Annotated in this window: 21 protein-coding genes; 18 read left to right on the top strand and 3 right to left on the bottom strand. The window is 71.3% G+C overall.

The features are described from left to right. Positions 1–57: 57 nt before the first annotated feature. Complete coding sequence (locus AB0C38_RS18900) at positions 58–534, bottom strand: MarR family transcriptional regulator (protein ID WP_360674543.1); 477 nt, start codon at positions 532–534, stop codon at positions 58–60. A gap of 9 nt (positions 535–543) precedes the next feature. Next, a complete protein-coding gene (locus AB0C38_RS18895; protein ID WP_360674540.1) occupies positions 544–2334 on the bottom strand; it encodes an ABC transporter ATP-binding protein in 1791 nt (596 codons plus the stop codon). A gap of 218 nt (positions 2335–2552) precedes the next feature. Here AB0C38_RS18895 and ffh point away from each other — a divergent pair, with 218 nt between their 5' ends. From ffh to AB0C38_RS18805, 18 genes are all read left to right on the top strand, one after another. Continuing rightward, positions 2553–4091: a signal recognition particle protein gene (ffh, locus tag AB0C38_RS18890; protein ID WP_360674537.1), complete on the top strand. Its 1539-nt coding sequence runs from the start codon at positions 2553–2555 to the stop codon at positions 4089–4091. Beyond that, entirely contained in the window at positions 4088–5164 is a 1077-nt protein-coding gene (locus AB0C38_RS18885) for an amidohydrolase family protein (protein ID WP_360674534.1), read from the top strand. Before ffh ends, AB0C38_RS18885 begins: the two co-directional genes overlap by 4 nt. Before the next feature lie 147 nt (positions 5165–5311). Beyond that, the gene (locus AB0C38_RS18880; protein WP_360674531.1) at positions 5312–6037 is read left to right on the top strand and encodes a type II CAAX endopeptidase family protein; all 726 of its coding nucleotides are present in this window, start codon (positions 5312–5314) and stop codon (positions 6035–6037) included. 102 nt (positions 6038–6139) lie between these two features. Next, complete coding sequence (locus tag AB0C38_RS18875) at positions 6140–6943, top strand: type II CAAX endopeptidase family protein (RefSeq protein WP_360674528.1); 804 nt, start codon at positions 6140–6142, stop codon at positions 6941–6943. Positions 6944–7114: 171 nt separating this feature from the next. Continuing rightward, positions 7115–7558, top strand: coding sequence for a 30S ribosomal protein S16 (gene rpsP, locus AB0C38_RS18870; protein WP_360674525.1), 444 nt, complete (start codon positions 7115–7117; stop codon positions 7556–7558). After that, positions 7555–7794 (top strand): RNA-binding protein, encoded by a 240-nt coding sequence (locus tag AB0C38_RS18865; protein WP_003103110.1) that lies wholly within the window; start codon positions 7555–7557, stop codon positions 7792–7794. Before rpsP ends, AB0C38_RS18865 begins: the two co-directional genes overlap by 4 nt. A gap of 23 nt (positions 7795–7817) precedes the next feature. After that, on the top strand, positions 7818–8333 hold the full coding sequence (gene rimM, locus AB0C38_RS18860; RefSeq protein WP_360674522.1) for a ribosome maturation factor RimM: 516 nt from the start codon (positions 7818–7820) through the stop codon (positions 8331–8333). 8 nt (positions 8334–8341) lie between these two features. Beyond that, a complete protein-coding gene (locus tag AB0C38_RS18855; RefSeq protein ID WP_360674519.1) occupies positions 8342–9058 on the top strand; it encodes a hypothetical protein in 717 nt (238 codons plus the stop codon). Positions 9059–9062: 4 nt separating this feature from the next. Next, a complete protein-coding gene (gene trmD, locus AB0C38_RS18850) occupies positions 9063–9809 on the top strand; it encodes a tRNA (guanosine(37)-N1)-methyltransferase TrmD (protein ID WP_360674516.1) in 747 nt (248 codons plus the stop codon). 165 nt (positions 9810–9974) lie between these two features. Continuing rightward, positions 9975–10343, top strand: a complete 369-nt coding sequence (gene rplS, locus AB0C38_RS18845) for a 50S ribosomal protein L19 (protein ID WP_360674513.1) — start codon at positions 9975–9977, stop codon at positions 10341–10343. A gap of 31 nt (positions 10344–10374) precedes the next feature. Further along, positions 10375–11313 carry a signal peptidase I gene (gene lepB / locus AB0C38_RS18840; RefSeq protein WP_360674510.1) on the top strand — a complete coding sequence of 313 codons (939 nt, stop codon included), beginning with the start codon at positions 10375–10377 and terminating at the stop codon, positions 11311–11313. Positions 11314–11404: 91 nt separating this feature from the next. Next, positions 11405–12247, top strand: a complete 843-nt coding sequence (locus tag AB0C38_RS18835; protein ID WP_360674892.1) for a ribonuclease HII — start codon at positions 11405–11407, stop codon at positions 12245–12247. Further along, positions 12244–12567, top strand: a complete 324-nt coding sequence (locus AB0C38_RS18830) for a DUF2469 domain-containing protein (RefSeq protein ID WP_003096226.1) — start codon at positions 12244–12246, stop codon at positions 12565–12567. Before AB0C38_RS18835 ends, AB0C38_RS18830 begins: the two co-directional genes overlap by 4 nt. 268 nt (positions 12568–12835) lie before the next feature. Then, the gene (locus tag AB0C38_RS18825) at positions 12836–13213 is read left to right on the top strand and encodes a YraN family protein (protein WP_360674508.1); all 378 of its coding nucleotides are present in this window, start codon (positions 12836–12838) and stop codon (positions 13211–13213) included. Next, entirely contained in the window at positions 13213–14724 is a 1512-nt protein-coding gene (locus tag AB0C38_RS18820; RefSeq protein ID WP_360674505.1) for a YifB family Mg chelatase-like AAA ATPase, read from the top strand. Before AB0C38_RS18825 ends, AB0C38_RS18820 begins: the two co-directional genes overlap by 1 nt. A gap of 611 nt (positions 14725–15335) precedes the next feature. Beyond that, positions 15336–16475 carry a DNA-processing protein DprA gene (gene dprA, locus AB0C38_RS18815; protein WP_360674502.1) on the top strand — a complete coding sequence of 380 codons (1140 nt, stop codon included), beginning with the start codon at positions 15336–15338 and terminating at the stop codon, positions 16473–16475. A gap of 103 nt (positions 16476–16578) precedes the next feature. After that, positions 16579–17565 (top strand): tyrosine recombinase XerC, encoded by a 987-nt coding sequence (locus tag AB0C38_RS18810; RefSeq protein WP_360674499.1) that lies wholly within the window; start codon positions 16579–16581, stop codon positions 17563–17565. Between the two features lie 109 nt (positions 17566–17674). Further along, positions 17675–18523 (top strand): FliA/WhiG family RNA polymerase sigma factor, encoded by an 849-nt coding sequence (locus AB0C38_RS18805; protein ID WP_360674497.1) that lies wholly within the window; start codon positions 17675–17677, stop codon positions 18521–18523. On the opposite strand, the gene AB0C38_RS18800 is transcribed toward AB0C38_RS18805, so the two are convergent. Then, positions 18524–19189 (bottom strand): M23 family metallopeptidase, encoded by a 666-nt coding sequence (locus tag AB0C38_RS18800; RefSeq protein ID WP_360674494.1) that lies wholly within the window; start codon positions 19187–19189, stop codon positions 18524–18526. Between the last annotated feature and the right edge of the window lie 185 nt (positions 19190–19374).

Below are 19374 nucleotides of genomic sequence, written 5' to 3'. Positions count from 1 at the left end.
CGAGGGGGGCGGCCTGAAAGCCGCCGTGGAGGGGTCGAGGGGTCTCCACGGCGGTTTTCAGGCTTCCGCTACCCGGAGCATCAGCTCCGAAGCCAGTTTCAGCAGCTGCCGTTCGGTCGGCGAGAGCGTCGTCTCGATCGCGCCGGCCAGCCAGCGTTCCCGGCGGACGCTGTACTCGCGCAGCACCGACAGCCCCGCCGGCGTGATGCTCACCAGCGAACGGCGTCCGTCCTCCGGATCCGGTGCGCGCGTCACCAGCTCGCGTTCGGTCACCCACGCGAGGATCCGGGTCAGCGACTGCGGCTGCAGCCGTTCGGCCTCGGCCAGCTCGGTCGGCGTGTGCGTACCCGCCCGGTACAGCCGGCTCAGCACCGCCAACACCGCCGGGCCCGGGCCGTTCGGGTCCCGCTCCGCGCGCATCCGCCAGTTCAGCCGCCCGACGCCTTCGCGGACCCGGTAGGCCAGTTCGGCGAGCTCGGCGTCCGCACTGACCTGCGAGGCGACTCGGCCGAGGGTGTCGGGTTCGGGCTGCATGGCCCCAGGCTATGCGGTTCCCCGGACCAGCCGGGCATAACGCCCGTCGCGCGCCAGCAGGTCGTCGTGCGTCCCGCGTTCCACGATCCGGCCCTCGTGCAGCACCACGATCTGGTCGGCGTGCTCCACAGTGGACAGCCGGTGCGCGATCGTCAGCGTCGTGCGGCCCGCGGCCAGCCGGTCGAGCTCGGCCTGCACCGAGCGTTCCGTGCGGGTGTCGAGCGCGCTGGTCGCCTCGTCGAGGATGAGCACCGGCGGGTTGCGCAGCAGGATCCGGGCGATCGCCATCCGCTGCTTCTCGCCGCCGGAGAACCGGTAGCCGCGCTGGCCGACGACGGTGTCGTAGCCCTCGGGCAGCCCGGCGAGAGTGTCGTGGATGTGCGCCGCCTTCGCCGCGGCCTCGATCTCGTCGTCGGTCGCGTCCGGCTTCGCGAAGCGCAGGTTCTCGCGGACGGTGTCGTGGAACAGGTAGGTCTCCTGGGACACCATCCCGACGCCGGCGGCGAGCGAGGCCAGTGTGACGTCGCGGATGTCGGTGCCGTCGATCTCCACGGACCCGTCGCTCACCTCGTACAGCCTCGCGACCAGGTACGCGAGCGTCGTCTTGCCCGAGCCGGTCGAGCCGACCAGCGCCGTCGTGGTCCCGGCCGGGACGTCGAGGTCGATCTCGTGGAGCGTCAGCGGGCCCTCGTCGTCGTAGCGGAACGAGACTCCGCGCATCGAGACGTCACCCCGGCGCACCTGCAGGGACCCCGCGTCCGGCTTGTCGCTGATCTCCACCCGCAGGTCCAGCACCTCGAAGATGCGCCCGAACAGCGCCTTCGACGTCGCCACGTTCTGCCCGATCGTCTGCATCGCGCTGGCCGGCGCGACCAGCCGGTTGAGCATGCTGGTGAACGCCACGACGGTGCCGAGCGAGATCGGCGACGCGCCGCCGGCCAGCGCCAGCCCGGCGATCCAGTAGACCAGCGCGGGGATGACAGTCAGGCTCATTCCGCGCGACGCGATCTGCCAGCGCCCGGCCAGCGCCGCCGCGCGTTCCAGTGACGCGATCTCCCGGGACTCGGCGCCGAACCGCTCGCGCATCGCCCGTTCGTTGCCCATCGTCTTGGCGAGCAGCACGCCGGTGACCGAGAGGGACTCCTCGACCATCGTCGTCAGCCGGGCCATCCGCCGGGTCCGGCCGCGGGCCAGCGTCCGCCGCTTCTTGCCGAGCCGCAGCGTGAACAGCAGGAACAGCGGGACGACGATCAGCGAGAGCGCCGCGAGCTGCCAGTCGAGCACGATCAGGGCGACGGTGATGGCGATCGTCGTGGTCGCGTTCTGGACCACCGACCCGGCGGTCGTGGTGATGACGTTGTCGACGCCGCCGATGTCGTTGAACACCCGCGAGAGCACTTCGCCGCTCTTCGTCCGGGTGAAGAAGCCCAGCGACATCCGCTGCAGGTGGCCGTAGACGGTGACGCGCAGCTCGTTCATCACGCGCTGGCCGATGGTGTTGGACAGCCCGGTGGTCGCCACGCCGAGGGAGCCGCTGCCGACCGCGCAGACGATCATCCCGGCGGCCAGGACGCTGATCAGGAGCGTGTCGCGGTGCGGGAGGGCGTCGTCGAGGATCTCGCGCAGCAGGAACGGCGAGACGACGCCGAGGCCGGCCTGGAGCACGATCAGCGCGAAGAGCGCGGCGAGCGGTCCGCGGTGCGGCCGGAACAGGCCGGCGATCCGCCGGAGGGGGACCGGCTCGTCGGTGTCCGTGGTCGGTTCGGCGAGTGACGGCCGGGGTCTGGTCGCGGAAGTCATACACGCATGTTTACCGATTCCGGCGACGATGGCGAGCGACTTTTCCCAGTTAAAGCCATCTTTACTCGCAGCTCGCGCGCGAGGTAGTACACCTATGTGTACTGATCGCGTGCGCGACTTTCGCGTACCCGCGAGGCGGGGAAGCCGGAGCGACTACCCTCGGGAGGGCCGGCCTCGTCCGGCGCGCCACTCTCGACCCAGCTGGAGCGTGCACACCCGTGTTCGACACCCTGTCCGATCGGCTCACCGCCGCCCTGCAGACGCTCACGCGCAAGGGCAGGCTGTCCGACGCCGACATCGACGCCACCGCGCGCGAGATCCGCATCGCGCTGCTGGAGGCCGACGTCGCCCTCGGCGTGGTCAAGACCTTCATCGCGAGGATCAAGGACCGGGCGAAGGGCGCCGAGGTATCCCAGGCGCTCAACCCCGCGCAGCAGGTCGTCAAGATCGTCAACGAGGAGCTCGTCGGCATCCTCGGCGGCGAGACGCGCCGGCTGAACCTGGCGAAGAACCCGCCCACCGTGATCATGCTCGCCGGCCTCCAGGGTGCCGGTAAGACGACGCTCGCGGGCAAGCTCGCGCTGTGGCTGAAGAAGCAGGGCCACGCGCCGATGCTGGTCGCCTGCGACCTCCAGCGCCCGAACGCCGTCACGCAGCTGCAGGTCGTCGGCGAGCGCGCCGGCGTCGTCACGTTCGCGCCCGAGCCGGGCAACGGCGTCGGCGACCCGGTCGACGTCGCCCGCCGCGCCATTGCCGAGGCGAAGCGCGCGCAGCACGACGTCGTCGTGGTCGACACCGCCGGCCGCCTGGGCGTCGACGAAGAGCTGATGAAGCAGGCCGCGGACATCCGCGACGCCGTGCGGCCGGACGAGACGCTGTTCGTCGTCGACGCGATGATCGGCCAGGACGCCGTGACCACGGCCGAGGCCTTCCGCGACGGCGTCGGCTTCTCCGGCGTCGTGCTGACGAAGCTCGACGGTGACGCCCGCGGTGGTGCCGCGCTGAGCGTCCGCGAGGTCACCGGCCAGCCGATCCTCTTCGCCTCCAACGGCGAGAAGCTCGAGGACTTCGACACCTTCCACCCGGACCGGATGGCGTCGCGGATCCTCGGCATGGGTGACGTGCTGACCCTGATCGAGCACGCCGAGCAGGCCTTCGACCAGGACCAGGCCGAGCAGGCCGCGGCGAAGCTGTCGAGCGGCCAGCTCACCCTGGAGGACTTCCTCGAGCAGATGCTCGCGGTCCGCAAGATGGGCCCGATCGGCAACCTGCTCGGCATGCTCCCGGGCGCCGGCCAGATGAAGGACCAGCTGGCCCAGGTCGACGACAAGCACCTGGACAAGCTGCAGGCGATCATCCGCGGCATGACGCCCGCCGAGCGTGACAACCCGAAGATGATCAACGGGTCGCGCCGGCTGCGCATCGCGAACGGCTCCGGCGTCTCGGTGCGCGAGGTCAACGACCTGGTCAACCGGTTCTTCGAGGCCCGCAAGATGATGGCCCAGATGGCCGGCCGGTTCGGTTTCGGCGGCGGGGGCGGCGGTTCCAAGACGCGCAAGGGCAAGAAGGGCAAGAAGGGCCGCGGCCCGACCCAGCCCAAGGTCCGCGGCGGCTTCCCCGGCGGCATGCCGATGCTGCCGCCCGGTGGCCAGATGCCCGGCGGCATGCCCGATCTGTCGCAGCTCGGCGGCATGAACGACGTCCCGGGCTTCGACCCGTCGAAGTTCAAGCTGCCGAAGAACCCCAAGGACAATTGAGCACCGCGCTCCACGCCGCCGGGGTGGTCCTGCCCGGCGGCGAGTCCCGGGACGTCTGGATCACCGGCGGCCGGATCTCGTTCGAGCCGGTGCCGGACGCCGAGACGCTGGGCCGGGGCGTCTTCCTGGTGCCCGGCCTGGTCGACGCGCACTGCCACCCCGGCATCGGCATCGGCGGGCCCGTCTCGCTGGAAGAGGCGACCGAGCAGGCGCTGGCCGACCGCGCCGCGGGCACGCTGCTGATCCGCGACTGCGGCCTGCCGATCGACGTCCGGCCGCTGCAGGCGCGGGCGGACCTGCCGACGATCATCCGCGCCGGCCGGCACCTCGCGCTGGCCAAGCGCTACATCCCGGGTCTCGGCATCGAGCTGGACGATCCTTCGCAGCTACCGGACGCCGTCGCCGAGCAGGCTCGTGACGGCGACGGCTGGGTCAAGCTGGTGGGCGACTGGATCGACCGCGGTGCCGGCGACCTGGCGCCGCTCTGGCCGGACGACGTCCTGGCCGAAGCCGTCAAGGTCGCGCACGACCACGGCGCCCGCGTCACCGCGCACGTGTTCGGCGAAGCCGCGCTGCCCGGGCTGATCGCGGCCGGCATCGACTGCCTCGAACACGGCACGGGCCTGAGCGCCGACCAGTTGTCCGAGCTGGCCCGCAACGACGTCGCGCTGGTGCCGACGCTGATCAACATCGAGAACTTCCCGGGCATCGCGGACAAGGCCGGCAAGTACCCGGCGTACGCGGACCACATGCGGGCGCTGCACGCCGGCGTCGGGGAGATGGTCGCCACGGCCATCGAAGCAGGGGTACGCGTCTTCGCGGGCAGTGACGCCGGTGGCATGGTCGAGCACGGCCGGCTCGTCGACGAGATCGAGGCATTGCACCGCGCGGGCATGACCCGCGAGGCGGCACTGGCGAGCGCGTCCTGGGCGGCGCGCGACTGGCTCGGCCACCCGGGCATCACCGACGGCGCGCCTGCCGACCTGCTCGTCTACGCGAGCGATCCGCGCGAGGACCTGGGCGTCCTGCGGCACCCTTCGCACATCGTGCTCGGCGGTGTGGTGTACGCGTAGACCCCCGCCGATTTCCTTGCGGGGTCGGCACTTTAGCGATCCGGCAGCAAGTAGGCGGATACGTTTCGCAACCGATCAGCGCAAGGTGCCTGTTTCCGCTGTGGCTGCTGTCGGATCGGTAAAGAACGGCACAGTAGCGTTGGGTGCGTGACGGACGACGACGGCGCACGGCGCGTGCTGGGGGCGCACTGGTGTTTCGTGGCGTTCTTCGCGGGGATCGCCGGCTACTACCTGATCAACCTGATCATCGCCGCGGCGGTCAACCGCAACGTCGGCGAGTTCGACCCCCTCGAGCTGCACGACATCGGCCCGCTGCTGCTCCTGGCGTTCGTGCCCAACCTCCTGCTCGGGCTCGGCCCGGCGGTGGGTTCGTGGCGCTGGGGAGAGGGCCTGCGCGCCGACTTCGGGCTCAAGCCGACCTGGCGCGACGTCCGGATCGGCCTCGCCTGCGGCGCGCTCGCCCTGGTCGTCGGCTACGGGCTCAACCTGGTGCTGATCGCCGTCTACGGCGCCGACGACGTCTCCGACAGCCCGCTGAGCGACCTCGCCGACACCTTCGACGGTGACACCGTCTGGCTGGTGCTCGCCGCGGTGATCGTCATCGCCGGCGCGCCGATCACGGAGGAGCTGCTGGTCCGCGGCACGCTGTGGAAGGCGCTGCAGTTCCACCGGGTCCCGCCGTGGGTGGTGCTGCTGCTCACCTCGCTGGTGTTCGCGCAGCTGCACGGCGAGCCGACCCGCACGATCGCCCTCTTCGGCCAGGGCATCGCGATCGGGCTGGCCCGGCACCTCTCCGGCCGGGTGAGCGCCGGGGTGATCGCCCACGCGGCCAACAACCTGCCGCCGGCGGTACTGCTGTTCGTCGCGCACTGAGCGTGGTGCGCGGATCGATGGACAGTAGTCGGACGGATACTGTGTGATCACTCTCCGGCGGCTAGGCTCGGGACAGGAGCCGACGATCGCGGAGGGCAACGCGTGACCACTTCCCAGCCCCGGGACCCGGCTCCCGACGCCGCGCCGTTCCCCGAGCCCGAAGAACCGGCCGCGACGGCGTTCCTGCCGCCCGAGCGGCGGCACCGGTGGGGCTTCGGGGCCTTCCTGCTCGTCGAGGCCGTGCTGCTGTCCTCGGCCGCGTTCGTGTCCGTGCTGGTCGGCGACACCGGTCCCGGCCCGCTGCCGATCCGGGTCGTGCTGCTCGGCACCATGCTGCCGACGATGATCGCGGCCGGCGTCGCGGTGCTGATCACCTACGTGCGCGGCAACGGGCCCGTGATCGACCTGCGGATCGAGTGGCGCTGGGCCGATGTGAAGACCGGGTTCCGCTTCGGCTGCGTCGGGCTCGTCTTCACCACCCTCGGCGCCTACCTGTGGACGCAGCTGGTCGGCAACGCCAACGCGACATCGGCGATCAGCGCGCTGGTCGAGGACCGGAAGATGTCGATCTCGGCGGCCATCGTGATGTTCGTCTACCTGTGGCTGCTCGGCCCGATCTGCGAAGAGATCATCTACCGCGGCCTGCTCTGGGGCGCCGCCGAACAGCTGCAGTGGCGCAGCGAGCGCTGGGGCCGCGTCGCGGCGTTCCTGCTGTGCACGGCGGTGTTCGCGGCCAGCCACCTCGAGCCGCTGCGTACGACGTTGCTGCTGGTCATCGCGGTGCCGATCGGGCTGGCGCGGCTCGTCACCGGACGGCTGCCGGCGAGCATCGTCGCGCACCAGGTGAACAACTTCCTGCCGGCGCTCACCATCCTGCTCGGAGCGCTCGGAGTGGCCTCTTTCTGAGCCTCTTGCCCGGTGCGCGGGGGCCGTCTGGCAGAATGAGTCACTGCTTGCTTCCGCCGGACCCTCTCACCGCGCGAAAGCTCCTGACCTTCGGGTGCCCGCGTCCGTGTCCCCACTCGGACCGCGAGTGCCCACCCCAGCATCAGAGAGATACGAGGAGTACCCACACCCGTGGCCGTCAAGATCAAGCTGCAGCGCCTCGGCAAGATCCGTGCGCCGTACTACCGCATCATCGTCGCCGACGCGCGCAACCGCCGGGACGGCAAGGCCATCGAGACGATCGGCAAGTACCACCCGAAGGAAGAGCCGAGCCTCATCGAGGTCGTCTCCGAGCGCGCCCAGTACTGGCTGGGTGTCGGCGCGCAGCCGACCGAGCCCGTCCAGCGCCTGCTGGAGATCACCGGTGACTGGCAGAAGTTCAAGGGCCTCCCGGGCGCCGAGGGCACGCTGAAGGTCGCCGAGCCGAAGCCGTCCAAGCAGGACCTGTTCAACGCGGCCCTGGCCGCGGCCGGCGAGGAGCCCTCCACCGAGGCCACCACGCCGAAGAAGAAGTCCGCCCCCAAGAAGGCCGAGGCCGAGAAGGCCGAAGCCACCGAGGGTGAGAAGGCCGAGTGAGCTTTCTGGCTGACTCCCTCGAGCACCTGGTGCGCGGGATCGTCGACAACCCGGACGAGGTCCGGGTCGAGCTGCTGACCACGCGCCGTGGCCGGACGCTCGAGGTGCACGTGCACCCCGACGACCTCGGCAAGGTGATCGGCCGGGGCGGACGCACCGCGACCGCCTTGCGCACCGTCATGGGCGGCATCGGTGGCCGCGGCGTCCGCGTGGACGTCGTCGACACCGACCGCTGATCCAGGCTTCAGAGAACGGTCAGATGGACGTCGTAGCAGGCCGCATCGCCAAGGCGCACGGAATCCGCGGGGAACTCGCGGTGGACGTGCGCACGGATTCGCCGCAAGAGCGGTTCAAGGTCGGTGCGGTCCTCACGACGAAGCTGCGTGACGGCAGCAAAAGGGAACTCACCATCGCAGCCGCCCGCGACCACAGCGGGCGGCTGCTGGTGCGTTTCGAGGAGGTCTTGACCCGCGACGTCGCCGAGACGCTGCGGGGCGCGCTCCTGCTCGTCGACACCGACGCGCTGCCGCCGACCGGCGACCCCGACGAGTTCTACGACCACGAGCTGGCCGGCCTGCGGGCCGAGCTGCTCGACGGCACCGTCGTCGGCAAGGTCGTCGAGGTCGTCCACTCGCCCGCGGGCGAGCTCCTGGAGCTGGACGTCGACGGCCGCGAGGTCCTGGTGCCGTTCGTCCTGGCGATCGTCCCCACCGTGGACGTCGCGGGCGGGCGGGTCGTGCTCGACCCTCCCGAAGGCCTGCTCGACGCCGAATGAGGGAGCGAGTGAAGTTCCGGAAGAAGGCCGCCTTCACGGCGGCCGCCGTCGTTTCGGCCATCGCTGTCCTCGCGCCGCCCGCACAGGCCGCGAGCCCGGTCTACGGCGACTTCTCGCTGATGTTCCAGCGCAGCGCCGGCCAGTTCGCTCCGCCGGGGGAGAAGGCGTACCAGTGGGCGTGGTCGCCGCAGTCGGCCACCGAGTCGCAGATCTCCTGGGGTGACCCGGTCACCTGGCCGCCGTCGTACGCGGAGCACTTCGTCCGCGACGGCAACTGGGTGCTGCTCGACGGCTGGGACGGCAACGGCACTTACTACACCGAACGCGTCACCGGCGAGACGATCTGCCAGAGCGGGATCTGCACACCGCTGCCTTCGCACGGGGGACAGCAGCACTACGTCCGGTGGACCGTGCTGCCCGCGGACTACCAGCTGAGCGCCGAAGGCACCGTCACGGAGCGGGGCAGCGGCAAGACCTTCCGGTTCAAGCACGTTCAGACCTGGCACGCGCCCGCGCCGTGCAGCTCGGCGAAGTTCGGCACCCGGACCTGCATCACGCAGAGCGAGTCCTGGTCGTCCGACCAGAACCTGCCCGCCGGCTCGCCGATCCGCGAGACGCTGCGCCGCGACATCAAGATCGCGCAGGGGCTCGGCATGGCCTTCGCGATCGACCAGCAGGTCGAGTCCCCCTGGCACGCCGAGGCCACCGAATACTGGAACTGGTGACGGCGTGCGCATCGACGTCGTCACGATCTTCCCCGAGTACCTCGACCCGCTGCGCGCCGCGCTGCTGGGCCGGGCGATCGACCGCGGCCTGATCGAGGTCGGCGTCCACGACCTGCGCGAATGGACCCACGACGTCCACCGCGCCGTCGACGACGCGCCGTACGGCGGCGGGCCCGGCATGGTGATGAAGCCGCAGATCTGGGGCCCGGCCCTGGACGACGTCTGCCGGCCGGAGACGCGCCTCGTCGTGCCGACGCCGGCCGGGCGGCCGTTCACCCAGGAGCTGGCCCACGCCTACGCCTCGGAAAAGCACCTCGTGTTCGCCTGCGGGCGGTACGAGGGCATCGACCAGCGCGTCGTCGACGACGCCGCCCGCCGGATGCCGGTCGACGAGGTGTCCATCGGCGACTACGTGCTGGTCGGCGGCGAGGCGGCGGTGCTCGTCATGGTCGAGGCCGTCGTCCGGCTGCTGCCCGGCGTGCTCGGCAACTCGCGGTCCGCCGCCGAGGACTCGTTCTCCGACGGCCTGCTCGAAGGGCCGAGCTACACCCGCCCCGAGGTGTGGCGGGACCTGGCGGTCCCGGACGTCCTGCGGTCCGGCAACCACGCGCTGATCGACCGCTGGCGGCGTGACCAGGCCCTGGAGCGGACCGCCCGCCGCCGCCCCGATCTCCTGGCCGCGCTGCCGGAAGGTAGTCTCGACAAGCACGATCGCGGGGTCCTGGAGGGCTTGGACCCCGAGCAGGCCTAGGCCGGTTCTTCCCCCGGAATCCCGGTCTGTAATACTTGACAGGTTGGCGTGAGTGGACCTCGTCGTTCACCAGCCCGCCATCAGCCCCCCGGGTCGCTCGCAGCGGCACCGTTGCGCGCCCGGGATCTGTACGCAAGCCATACCGAAGACGAGGACGGACCACCGATGAACACCCTGGACGCGCTGGACAAGCAGTCGCTGCGTTCCGACATCCCGGACTTCCGCCCGGGCGACACCCTCAAGGTGCACGTCCGCGTCATCGAGGGCAACCGCGAGCGCAACCAGGTCTTCCAGGGCGTGGTCATCCGGCGTCAGAACGGCGGCATCCGCGAGACCTTCACCGTCCGCAAGGTCTCCTTCGGCGTCGGCGTGGAGCGCACCTTCCCGGTGCACTCGCCGAACCTGGCCGAGATCGAGGTCCACAAGCGCGGTGACGTGCGGCGCGCGAAGCTGTACTACCTGCGCGACCTGCGCGGCAAGAAGGCCAAGATCAAGGAGCGCCGCGAGAACCGCGAGACGGCCTCGGCTAACTGAGCCACAACCCGGTTACCGGTAGCCTGACGACGTGGCCGAACCCGTGTCCCAGAACGCTCCTGAGGATGACCCCGATCGCTCCGAGGAGGACCAGCCCAGGCGGTCCCGCTCCGAGGAGCGCGGGGGGTCCCGACGGCGGCGAGCCAAGCCCGCCAAGAAACGGTCGTTCTGGAAGGAACTGCCGATCCTGCTCGTGATCGCCCTGGTGCTCACGATCTTGATCCAGACATTCCTCGCGAAGGTCTTTATGATCCCCTCGGGGTCCATGGAAGCCACCCTGCACGGCTGCCCCGGGTGCACCGGTGACCGGATCCTCGTCGACCGGGTCACCTACGACTTCACCGAGCCCTCGCCGGGCGACGTGATCGTGTTCAAGGGTCCGCCGGCGTGGGTCAACAACGAGATCGCGCCGCAGGAGTCGAGCAACATCATCGTCCAGGGCTTGCGCGGTCTCGGCTCGCTGGTCGGGTTCGCCCCGCCGGACGAGCGCGACTTCGTCAAGCGGGTCGTCGCGGTCGGCGGCCAGACCGTCCAGTGCTGCGACACGCAGGGCCGGGTCGTCGTGGACGGCAAGGGGCTCGACGAGCCGTACGTCCACTGGGAAGACCCGTCCAACCAGACCGAGCGGACCTTCGACCCGGTCAAGGTCCCGGTCGGGACGGTCTGGGTCATGGGCGACAACCGGAACAACTCCGACGACTCCCGGTTCCAGGGCGGCGGCGGCGTGAACGGCGCGGTCCCCGTGGACAACATCATCGGCAAGGCGCGGATCATCGTCCTGCCGCCGAGCCGGTGGGGCGGGATCACCGACCACAACCCGCAGGAGGGGGCTCAGCCCGCGGCGCTCGGTGCGCCGGCGTGGCAGAGCGGCATCCCGCTCGGGGCCGGTATCGCGGCGGCCTGGCCGGCGCTCTTCGTCGGGCGCAAGCTCAAGTCCGGAGTACGCCGGGCGGCCGGGCGGAAACGCTAGCCACCCCGATCCGTGCCGGCAGACGGGTGATCCAGCCTTGACTCTTCCCGTTCCCCTCACCGCGGCCGAGCCGACCCGGCCGCCGCGGGCCGTGGTGCGTGGCGACCTCTTCTGGGGTCTGCAGGGCGCGCTCGACCGTCGTGGCCTCGGCCCGGTCGCCGGTGTGGACGAAGCCGGCGCCGGGGCGTGCGCGGGGCCGCTGGTGGTCGCGGCCTGCGTGCTCAAGCAGGGTGACGCGGCGAAGCTGACCGAGCTGACGGACTCCAAGCTGATGACGGCCAAGGCACGGGACCGGGTCTACGACCTGGTCCTCGCCCGGGCCGTCGACTACTCGGTGATCGTCATCCCCACCGCGGAGGTCGACCTCTACGGCATCCGGGTGATGAACCTGGAGGGCATGCGGCGCGCCGCGGCGGCGTTGCGCGTGGACCCGGGCTACATCCTCACGGACGGTTTCCGGGCACCGGGCCTCACGGCGCCGAACACGGCGGTGATCAAGGGCGACCGCTCGGTGGCGTGCATCGCGGCCGCGTCGGTGCTGGCGAAGGTGACCCGCGACCGCATCATGGCGGGCTACCACGACGACCTCCCGCACTACGGTTTCGACGTGCACAAGGGTTACAGCACGTCCGACCACCTGGCCGCGCTGCGCGAGCACGGCCCCAGCGACGTCCACCGGTGGTCGTACACGAACGTCGCGACGGTGGCCATCAAGCACGGCGTGCGGCCCGCGCGGCCGGTCCTGCTGACCTACGCGGCGCTGGAAAAGGCCATGGAGGCCGGTGTCGGCGCGGGGCTCGCCGCGGTCCTCGACGAGGCACTCGAGCCACAACTCAGCCTGCCGCTGCATGCCCCGGCCGCGGGTGTGGGTCACAATGAACGCTCCGCCGGCGGAGCAGCAGCACGATCCCGAGGAGGGGCGCGGATTTCATGAGCGCAGAGGATCTCGAGAAGTACGAGACCGAGATGGAGCTCTCGCTGTACCGCGAGTACCGCGACATAGTCGGCCAGTTCTCGTACGTGGTGGAGACCGAGCGGCGGTTCTACCTGGCGAACGCGGTCGACGTCCAGGTCCGCGACGGCGGCGGCGAGGTGTACTTCGAGGTCCGCATGTCCGACGCGTGGGTCTGGGACATGTACCGCCCGGCCCGCTTCGTCAAGCACGTCCGGGTCATCACGTTCAAGGACGTCAACGTCGAGGAGCTCGACAAGCCGGACCTCCGGCTGCCCGAAGACGGCCCGTTCTCGGGCTGAGCTGGTCTTTCGCCGCGCCGGCCCGTCTTGGACGGGCCGGCGCGGTTCTTTTGCGTCTTGGCACAGCGCGCCCTTAGCACAGCGGGCCGACAGTTCAGCTCGTTCCGCCGCGTTCCGTGGACCGGTTGTCCACATACCCCCGGTTGTCCACAGAGCGGCGATTTCGCTCTGGTTTCGCCACCTCGTGCGCTGGCATCGTCGAACGCACACGCACCGTGATCGCCGGGACCGCCCTGGTGACCGGTGCACCGACGAGGGGGCGAACACGATGACGGGCACCGACCAGCTCGCAAGACACCGCCGCGACCTGGGCGAGTGGGGCGAAGACCTCGCCTCCCGGTACCTGCAGGACCGCGGCCTGGTCTTGCTCGGCCGCAATTGGCGCTGCCGCGAAGGCGAGATCGACCTCATCCTGACCGACCGCACCCGAGTCGTCTTCTGCGAGGTCAAGACCCGCACCGGCACCGAGTTCGGCCTGCCGTCGGAGACCGTCACCGAGGTGAAGGCCGGCCGAGTGCGCCGGGCCGCCCAACGCTGGCTGCGCGAGTTCCGCATCGGCTGGTGCCCGGTCCGCTACGACGTGGTGACGATCCTCGCCGAGCCCGGCACGCGCCCCCGCGTCCAGCACATCGAGGCGGCGTTCTGATGCCCATCGCCAAAGCCTGGAGCGTCGCCTTGCTGGGCATCGACGGCCGGGTCATCGAGATCGAGGCCGACCTCGGCGGCGGCCTGAGCCGCGTCACCCTGGTCGGCCTCCCCGACGCCGGGCTGCGCGAAGCCAAGGACCGCGTCCGCTCGGCCGTCCGCAACTCCGGCCAGCCCTGGCCGGACGGAAAGGTGACGCTCGGCCTGTCCCCGGCGAACCTCCCGAAGGTCGGCTCGGCGTACGACCTCGGCATCGCGGCCGCGGTCCTCGCGGCGACGGGCGCGGTCCCGGCGACGCGGCTGCTCGGCACGGTGCTGCTGGGCGAGCTCGCTCTCGACGGCCGCGTCCGCCCGGTCCGCGGAGTTCTCCCGGGCCTCCTGGCGGCCCGCGCGGCCGGCTACGAACGAGCCGTCGTCCCGGCGGACTCGCTGGTCGAAGCGGGGTTGGTGGACGGCATCGACGTCGCGGGCGCGGCCCATCTGCGCGACTTGGTGGCGTGGCTGAAGAACGAGGCCGGCCTCGTGTCGCCGGAACCCCCGGTACCGCCGACACCACCGGCGGTACCGGACCTGGCCGACGTCGTCGGCCAGCCGGAGGCGCGCTGGGCGCTGGAGGTCGCGGCGGCAGGCGGGCACCACCTCCTGCTCACCGGCCCACCGGGCGTCGGCAAGACGATGCTCGCCCGTCGCTTGCCCGGCCTCTTACCGCGCCTGTCGCACGAAGAAGCGTTGGAGGTGACGGCGGTGCACTCGGTCGACGGCTCGCTGTCGAAGTCGTCGCCGTTGGTCACGGTGCCGCCGTTCGTCGCCCCGCACCACTCGATCACGGTGGCGGCGTTGATCGGCGGCGGCAGTGGCCTGGCCGCCCCGGGCGCGATCAGCCGGGCCCACCGCGGCGTCCTGTTCCTCGACGAGGTCTGCGAGTTCGGCGGCCAGCGCCTGGAGTCGCTGCGCACGGTCCTCGAGGAGGGCGAGGTCCGCATCGCCCGGGTCAAGGGTTCGATCACGTACCCGGCGCGGTTCCAGCTGATCCTGGCCACGAACCCGTGCGCGTGCGCACCCCCGAAGGAAGCCGACTGCGTGTGCTCCCCGACCGCCCGCCGCCGCTACCTCGGCCGGCTGTCAGGTCCGCTGCTCGACCGCGTCGACCTCCGAGTCCGCCTACGGCCCCTGAGCGCGATCAACGCCCACGACACGGGAGCGACAGAGTCCTCGGAAACGGTCCGCACCCGGGTTTTGCAGGCCCGCGACCGAGCAGCCCACCGCTGGCAGGCCCACGGCTGGCGATCGAACTCGGAGGTCCCAGGCCCGGCCTTACGACGCGACTTCACCCTCTCGCCGGCCGCGACCCAGCTGCTGGACCGGGCAATGGACCGCGGAGCTTTGAGCGGCCGGGGAGCAGACCGCTGCCTGCGCATCGCCTGGACCCTGGCGGACTTGGACGGCGAGGAACGCCCAGGCACAGACCAGGTCAGCTCAGCCCTGGCTTTCCGAGAGCGAGTGGCAGCATGAGCCCCGACAACCACCACGAGGCGCGCTTGCCCGCGGGTGGCGCCATGAGTTCCGACGAGCCCCGCCAAGCCGCAGGTGGCGAGGTGAGTCCCGACAGGCAATGCCAGTCGCCCCCTGCTACCGGCAGCGACATAAGCCTCGGCGAGCATTGCCAAGCGCTCCCTGCCGCTAGTGGCGACGTGAGTTCCGGCGAGTATCGCCAGGCGCTCCTTCCCGCAGGGAGCGATATGAGTCCTGGCGAGCGCGGCCAAGTACTCCCTGTCGCTAGTGGCGACGTGAGTTCTGACGAGTGCCGCCGGTCGCTTCCTCCGGCAGGGAGCGGCATAAGTCCTGACGTTCATGGCCAGGCGGTCCCTGCCGCAGGTGGCGGTGTGAGTTTCGGCGAGCTTCGCCAGTTGTTCCCTCCGGCAGGGAGCGATATGAGTCCTGGCGAGCGCGGCCAGGTACTCCCTGTTGCTAGTAGCGACGTGAGTTCTGGCGAGCTTCGGCAGTCGCTTCCTCCGGCAGGGAGCGACATGAGCCCCGACGTGCACGGCCAAGCGCTCGCTGTCGCAGGCAGCGACGTGAGTCCCGACCAGGACCGCCAGTCGCTCCCTGCTTCCGCTAGCGAGGTGACCGCCAGCGAGCTGCGCCAAGCTCGCGCTTACCTGCTGCGCGTCGCCGAACCGCCCGCGCCGGCGCTGGTCGCCTTCATCGCCCACCACGGGCCGATCGACGCGGCCGCCCGGGTCCGACGCGGTGACTGTCCGCCCGAGGTGTTGAAGGCGACCGAGGCGCGCCGCGAGTACGACCTCGTCGGCCAAGACTTCGCGCGGGCTGCCGCGGCCGGGGCTCGGCTGGTCGTGCCCGAGGACGATGAGTGGCCCGGCTGGCCGCTGCTCGCCCTCGAGCTCGCGGCTCGGCGTGGAGTGACCGAAGCCGTGCCTCCGGTCGCGCTCTGGGTTGCCGGTGATGTCGCGCTCGGCACTGCCGCCGATCGCGCCGTTGCCGTGGTTGGGGCGCGGGCGGCCACCGACTACGGCGAGCACCACGCCGCCGAGCTGTCGTACGGCCTGGCCTCCCGGGGCGTCCCGGTGTTCTCGGGTGCGGCCTACGGCATCGACGGCGCCGCCCACCGTGGTGCGCTCGCCGCCGACGGGGTCACCGTCGCGGTGCTCGGCTGCGCCGTCGACGCGGGTTATCCGGCGGGCCACGTCGGGCTGCTGAACCGGATCGTCCGCAACGGTGGCGCGGTCGTCAGCGAATACCCGCCCGGCACCCCGCCGGCCCGGCACCGCTTCCTCGTCCGCAACCGGCTCATCGCCGCTCTCACCGAGGGCACCTTGGTCGTCGAAGCCGGGCGACGCAGCGGTGCGCGCAACACCGCGAGCACCGCCGGCGCGCTCGGCAAGGTGGTGATGGCGGTGCCGGGGCCGATCTCGTCCGGGATGTCCGTCGGCTGCCACGAGCTGATCCGCGACGCCCGGGCGACACTCGTCTCGACGGTCGACGAGGTCCTCGAGACCGTGGGCCGCTTCGGGATCGCCGAGGACCAGGCCGCCCGGCCGAAACGTCCCACCGACCGGCTGGGCCCCGAGGCGCTGCGGACGTACGAGGCGCTGGCCGTGCGCGCCGACCGGTCCGACGCCGAAATCGCGACCGAATCCGGGCTCCCGCTGCGGAAAGTGCGGGCCTTGCTGCCGGCGCTGGAGATCGACGGATTCGCGGTCCGCGGGGAAGCGGGGTGGCGACGGCGGAGGGAAAGCGCATGAAGGCCACGAATTCCCGGCGAAATCGTCGAAAGTGTTCGGCCGGTCCGGTGGGCCCGCGTGGCGATCCTTGACCGATGGCGGTTGTTCGCGCAGCGTGACATCCATGCCGCCGCCATCACGCTCCGGCCGGGGCCGCCGCCCGGACCTGCGCGCGCTCCGGGCCGCGCTGCCCGCGCCGGTCCAGGCCGCCGTCACCGGCTATGAACGGCACCTCGGGCTCGAACGGGGCCTGTCCGCGCACACCGTCCGGGCGTACGTCGGCGATGCGGTGTCGCTGCTGGGGTTCGTCGTCGTCGACGGCGGTGGCGCGCTCGCGGAGCTGGACCTCGCGCGGCTACGGTCGTGGCTCGCCGCCCAGCAGTCCGGCGGGGCGAGCCGGACGACGCTCGCGCGGCGGGCCGCCTCGGCGCGGACGTTCACCGCCTGGGCGCACCGCACCGGCGTCCTCCCGACCGACCCGGGCGGACGGCTCGCCGCCCCGCGGGCGCACCGCACCCTGCCCGGGGTGCTGCGCGCCGGGCAGGCGGGGGAGGTCATGCAGGCGTCGGCGGCCGGTGCGGCCCAGCGCGATCCTGTCGCCCTGCGTGATCGCGCGATCGTCGAGCTGCTCTACGCCACCGGCATCCGCGTGTCCGAGTTGTGCGGGTTGGACGTCGGCGAGGCGGATTTCTCCCGTCGTGTCGTGACGGTGCTCGGCAAGGGCGGCAAAGAACGCGTGGTGCCGTTCGGCGTCCCGGCGGGGGAAGCGCTGGACGACTGGATCACCGAGGGGCGGCCGAAGATCGTCGCGGAATCCGCCGGTGACGGCGCCGAGCCGGCGCTTTTCCTCGGTGTCCGGGGGAAACGCCTCGACCCGCGTGCGGTGCGGCGCGTGGTGCACGACGCCGTCACGGCGGTGCCCGGAGCGGCCGACATGGGGCCCCACGGCCTGCGACATTCGGCGGCGACGCATCTGCTGGAGGGCGGCGCCGATCTCAGGAGCGTTCAGGAACTGCTTGGTCACGCTACGCTTGCCACGACGCAGCTCTACACTCATGTGACCGTCGACCGGTTGAAAGCGATCCATGACCGAGCGCACCCCAGGGCCTGAGGCGGCCCGGGGAGTCTCGCCAGGGTCGTCACCAGCGGGCCCGGCGGCGCACGCGCATCCGCACGAGCACGGAGACGACACTGAGCCGCATGCCGAGAACGACTGTGCAATGACCGCAGGACCGCACGTGACCGACGCCACCGGAGTGACCACTCGCGGTGACGCCGCCGTGCCCGCGGAATCGCGCGCCGGCTACGACGTCGACGCCGGGATCGCGGCACTGTGGCGGCAGTTCGCCGACAGTCCCGACCAGGCGTCGCGCGATCGGCTCGTGCTGCACTACGCCCCGCTGGTCAAGTACGTCGCGGGCCGGGTCGGCACCGGCCTGCCGACCCACGTCGACGTCGGCGACCTCGTGCAGTCCGGCATCTTCGGGCTCGTCGACGCGATCGAGAAGTTCGACCCCGAGCGCGGCCTGCGCTTCGAGACGTACGCGATGCAGCGCATCCGCGGCGCGATCCTCGACGACCTCCGTTCGCAGGACTGGGTGCCGCGCGCCGTCCGCAGCAAGGCCAAGGAGGCCGAGCGCGCGATGGAGCGCCTCGGCGCCCGGCTGAACCGCACCCCGACCGACGCGGAGCTCGCCGCCGAGCTCGGCATCGGCCTCGACGACCTGCGCGACTTCTACGGCCAGCTGCAGCTCACCAGCGTCGTCGCGCTGGAGGACCTGGTGGCCGCGGGCAAGGACAGCGGGTCCCTGGTCGACACCATCCCCGACGACGACGCCGTCGACCCGGTCGCCGTGCTCGTCGACCAGGACAACCGCCGCCAGCTCGCGCAGGCCATCGCGCAGCTGACCGAGCGCGACAAGATCGTGGTCAGCCTCTACTACTTCGAGAGCCTGACCCTCGCCGAGATCGGCAAGGTCCTCGGCGTCACCGAGTCGCGGGTCAGCCAGCTGCACACGCGGGCGGTCATGCGGCTGCGCGCCAAGCTGGTCGAGCAGACCGGCTCCTGATCACGGACCACCTCCCCACGGCTTGAGCCGGAACTCGCCCACCTCACCGGTCAGGGCGAGGGGGTCGACGTATTCGTCGCCCCGCCGCACGCCCCAGTGCAGGCAGGCGGCGATCGCGCAGCCGGGGTGCCCGGCGAGCACGGACCCGAGCACCTGCCCCCGGTAGACCTGCTCTCCGACGGGCACCTTCGGCTCGACGGGCTCGTAGGTGGTGCGCAGGCCGCCGTCGTGGTCGACGGAGATGACGGGCCGCCCGGCCACCAGCCCGGCGAAGACGACGACCCCGGCATCGGCCGCCAGCACGTCCTGGCCGGGCACGGCGGCCAGGTCGACGCCGCGGTGCCCGGCGCCGTAGGGCGTTTCCGGGGCGTCGAAGTACTTGGTGACCACCGGAACGGGTGACAACGGCCAGGACAGCCGCGCTTGCGGCACGGCTCGCCGATTTCCTCTCGGCGGGAGTGGTCGGCCGCGAGCGGCGGGAGTAGTCCCCAGCGCCGCTGGTGCGTCCGGTCTTGCCGCCCGGACAGCCTCATCCTGGGGCCGGACCGACCCCGCAGCCCCGGCCGGTGCCGCCGCGAAAACGCCCGCGAACACCGCCGTGACCAGGGCGATAACACCCCAACCACGACTCGCCGGCCAACCCCGGAAACCACTGATCGACTCCATGGCTCCAGCCTGCGACACCGATCACCGCCGCGGGGGCCCGAAGCCGAATCTGTGGATAACCGGAGCCGATGTGGGCAACTCCGTCGCTCCGCGGCCGCCGGTGGGAGAGGGGCTGGTGGCAGGGGGTAGAATCTTTTCCGCGGTCCGCATCAGCGGGCTGACTTCGCGTGCACGTGCGCGCTCCC

The sequence above is a fragment of the Amycolatopsis sp. NPDC048633 genome, assembly GCF_040650695.1.
Lineage (GTDB): Bacteria > Actinomycetota > Actinomycetes > Mycobacteriales > Pseudonocardiaceae > Amycolatopsis.
The sequence above is the reverse complement of the archived record's forward strand: the minus strand, read 5'-3'. Positions and strand labels throughout refer to the sequence as shown.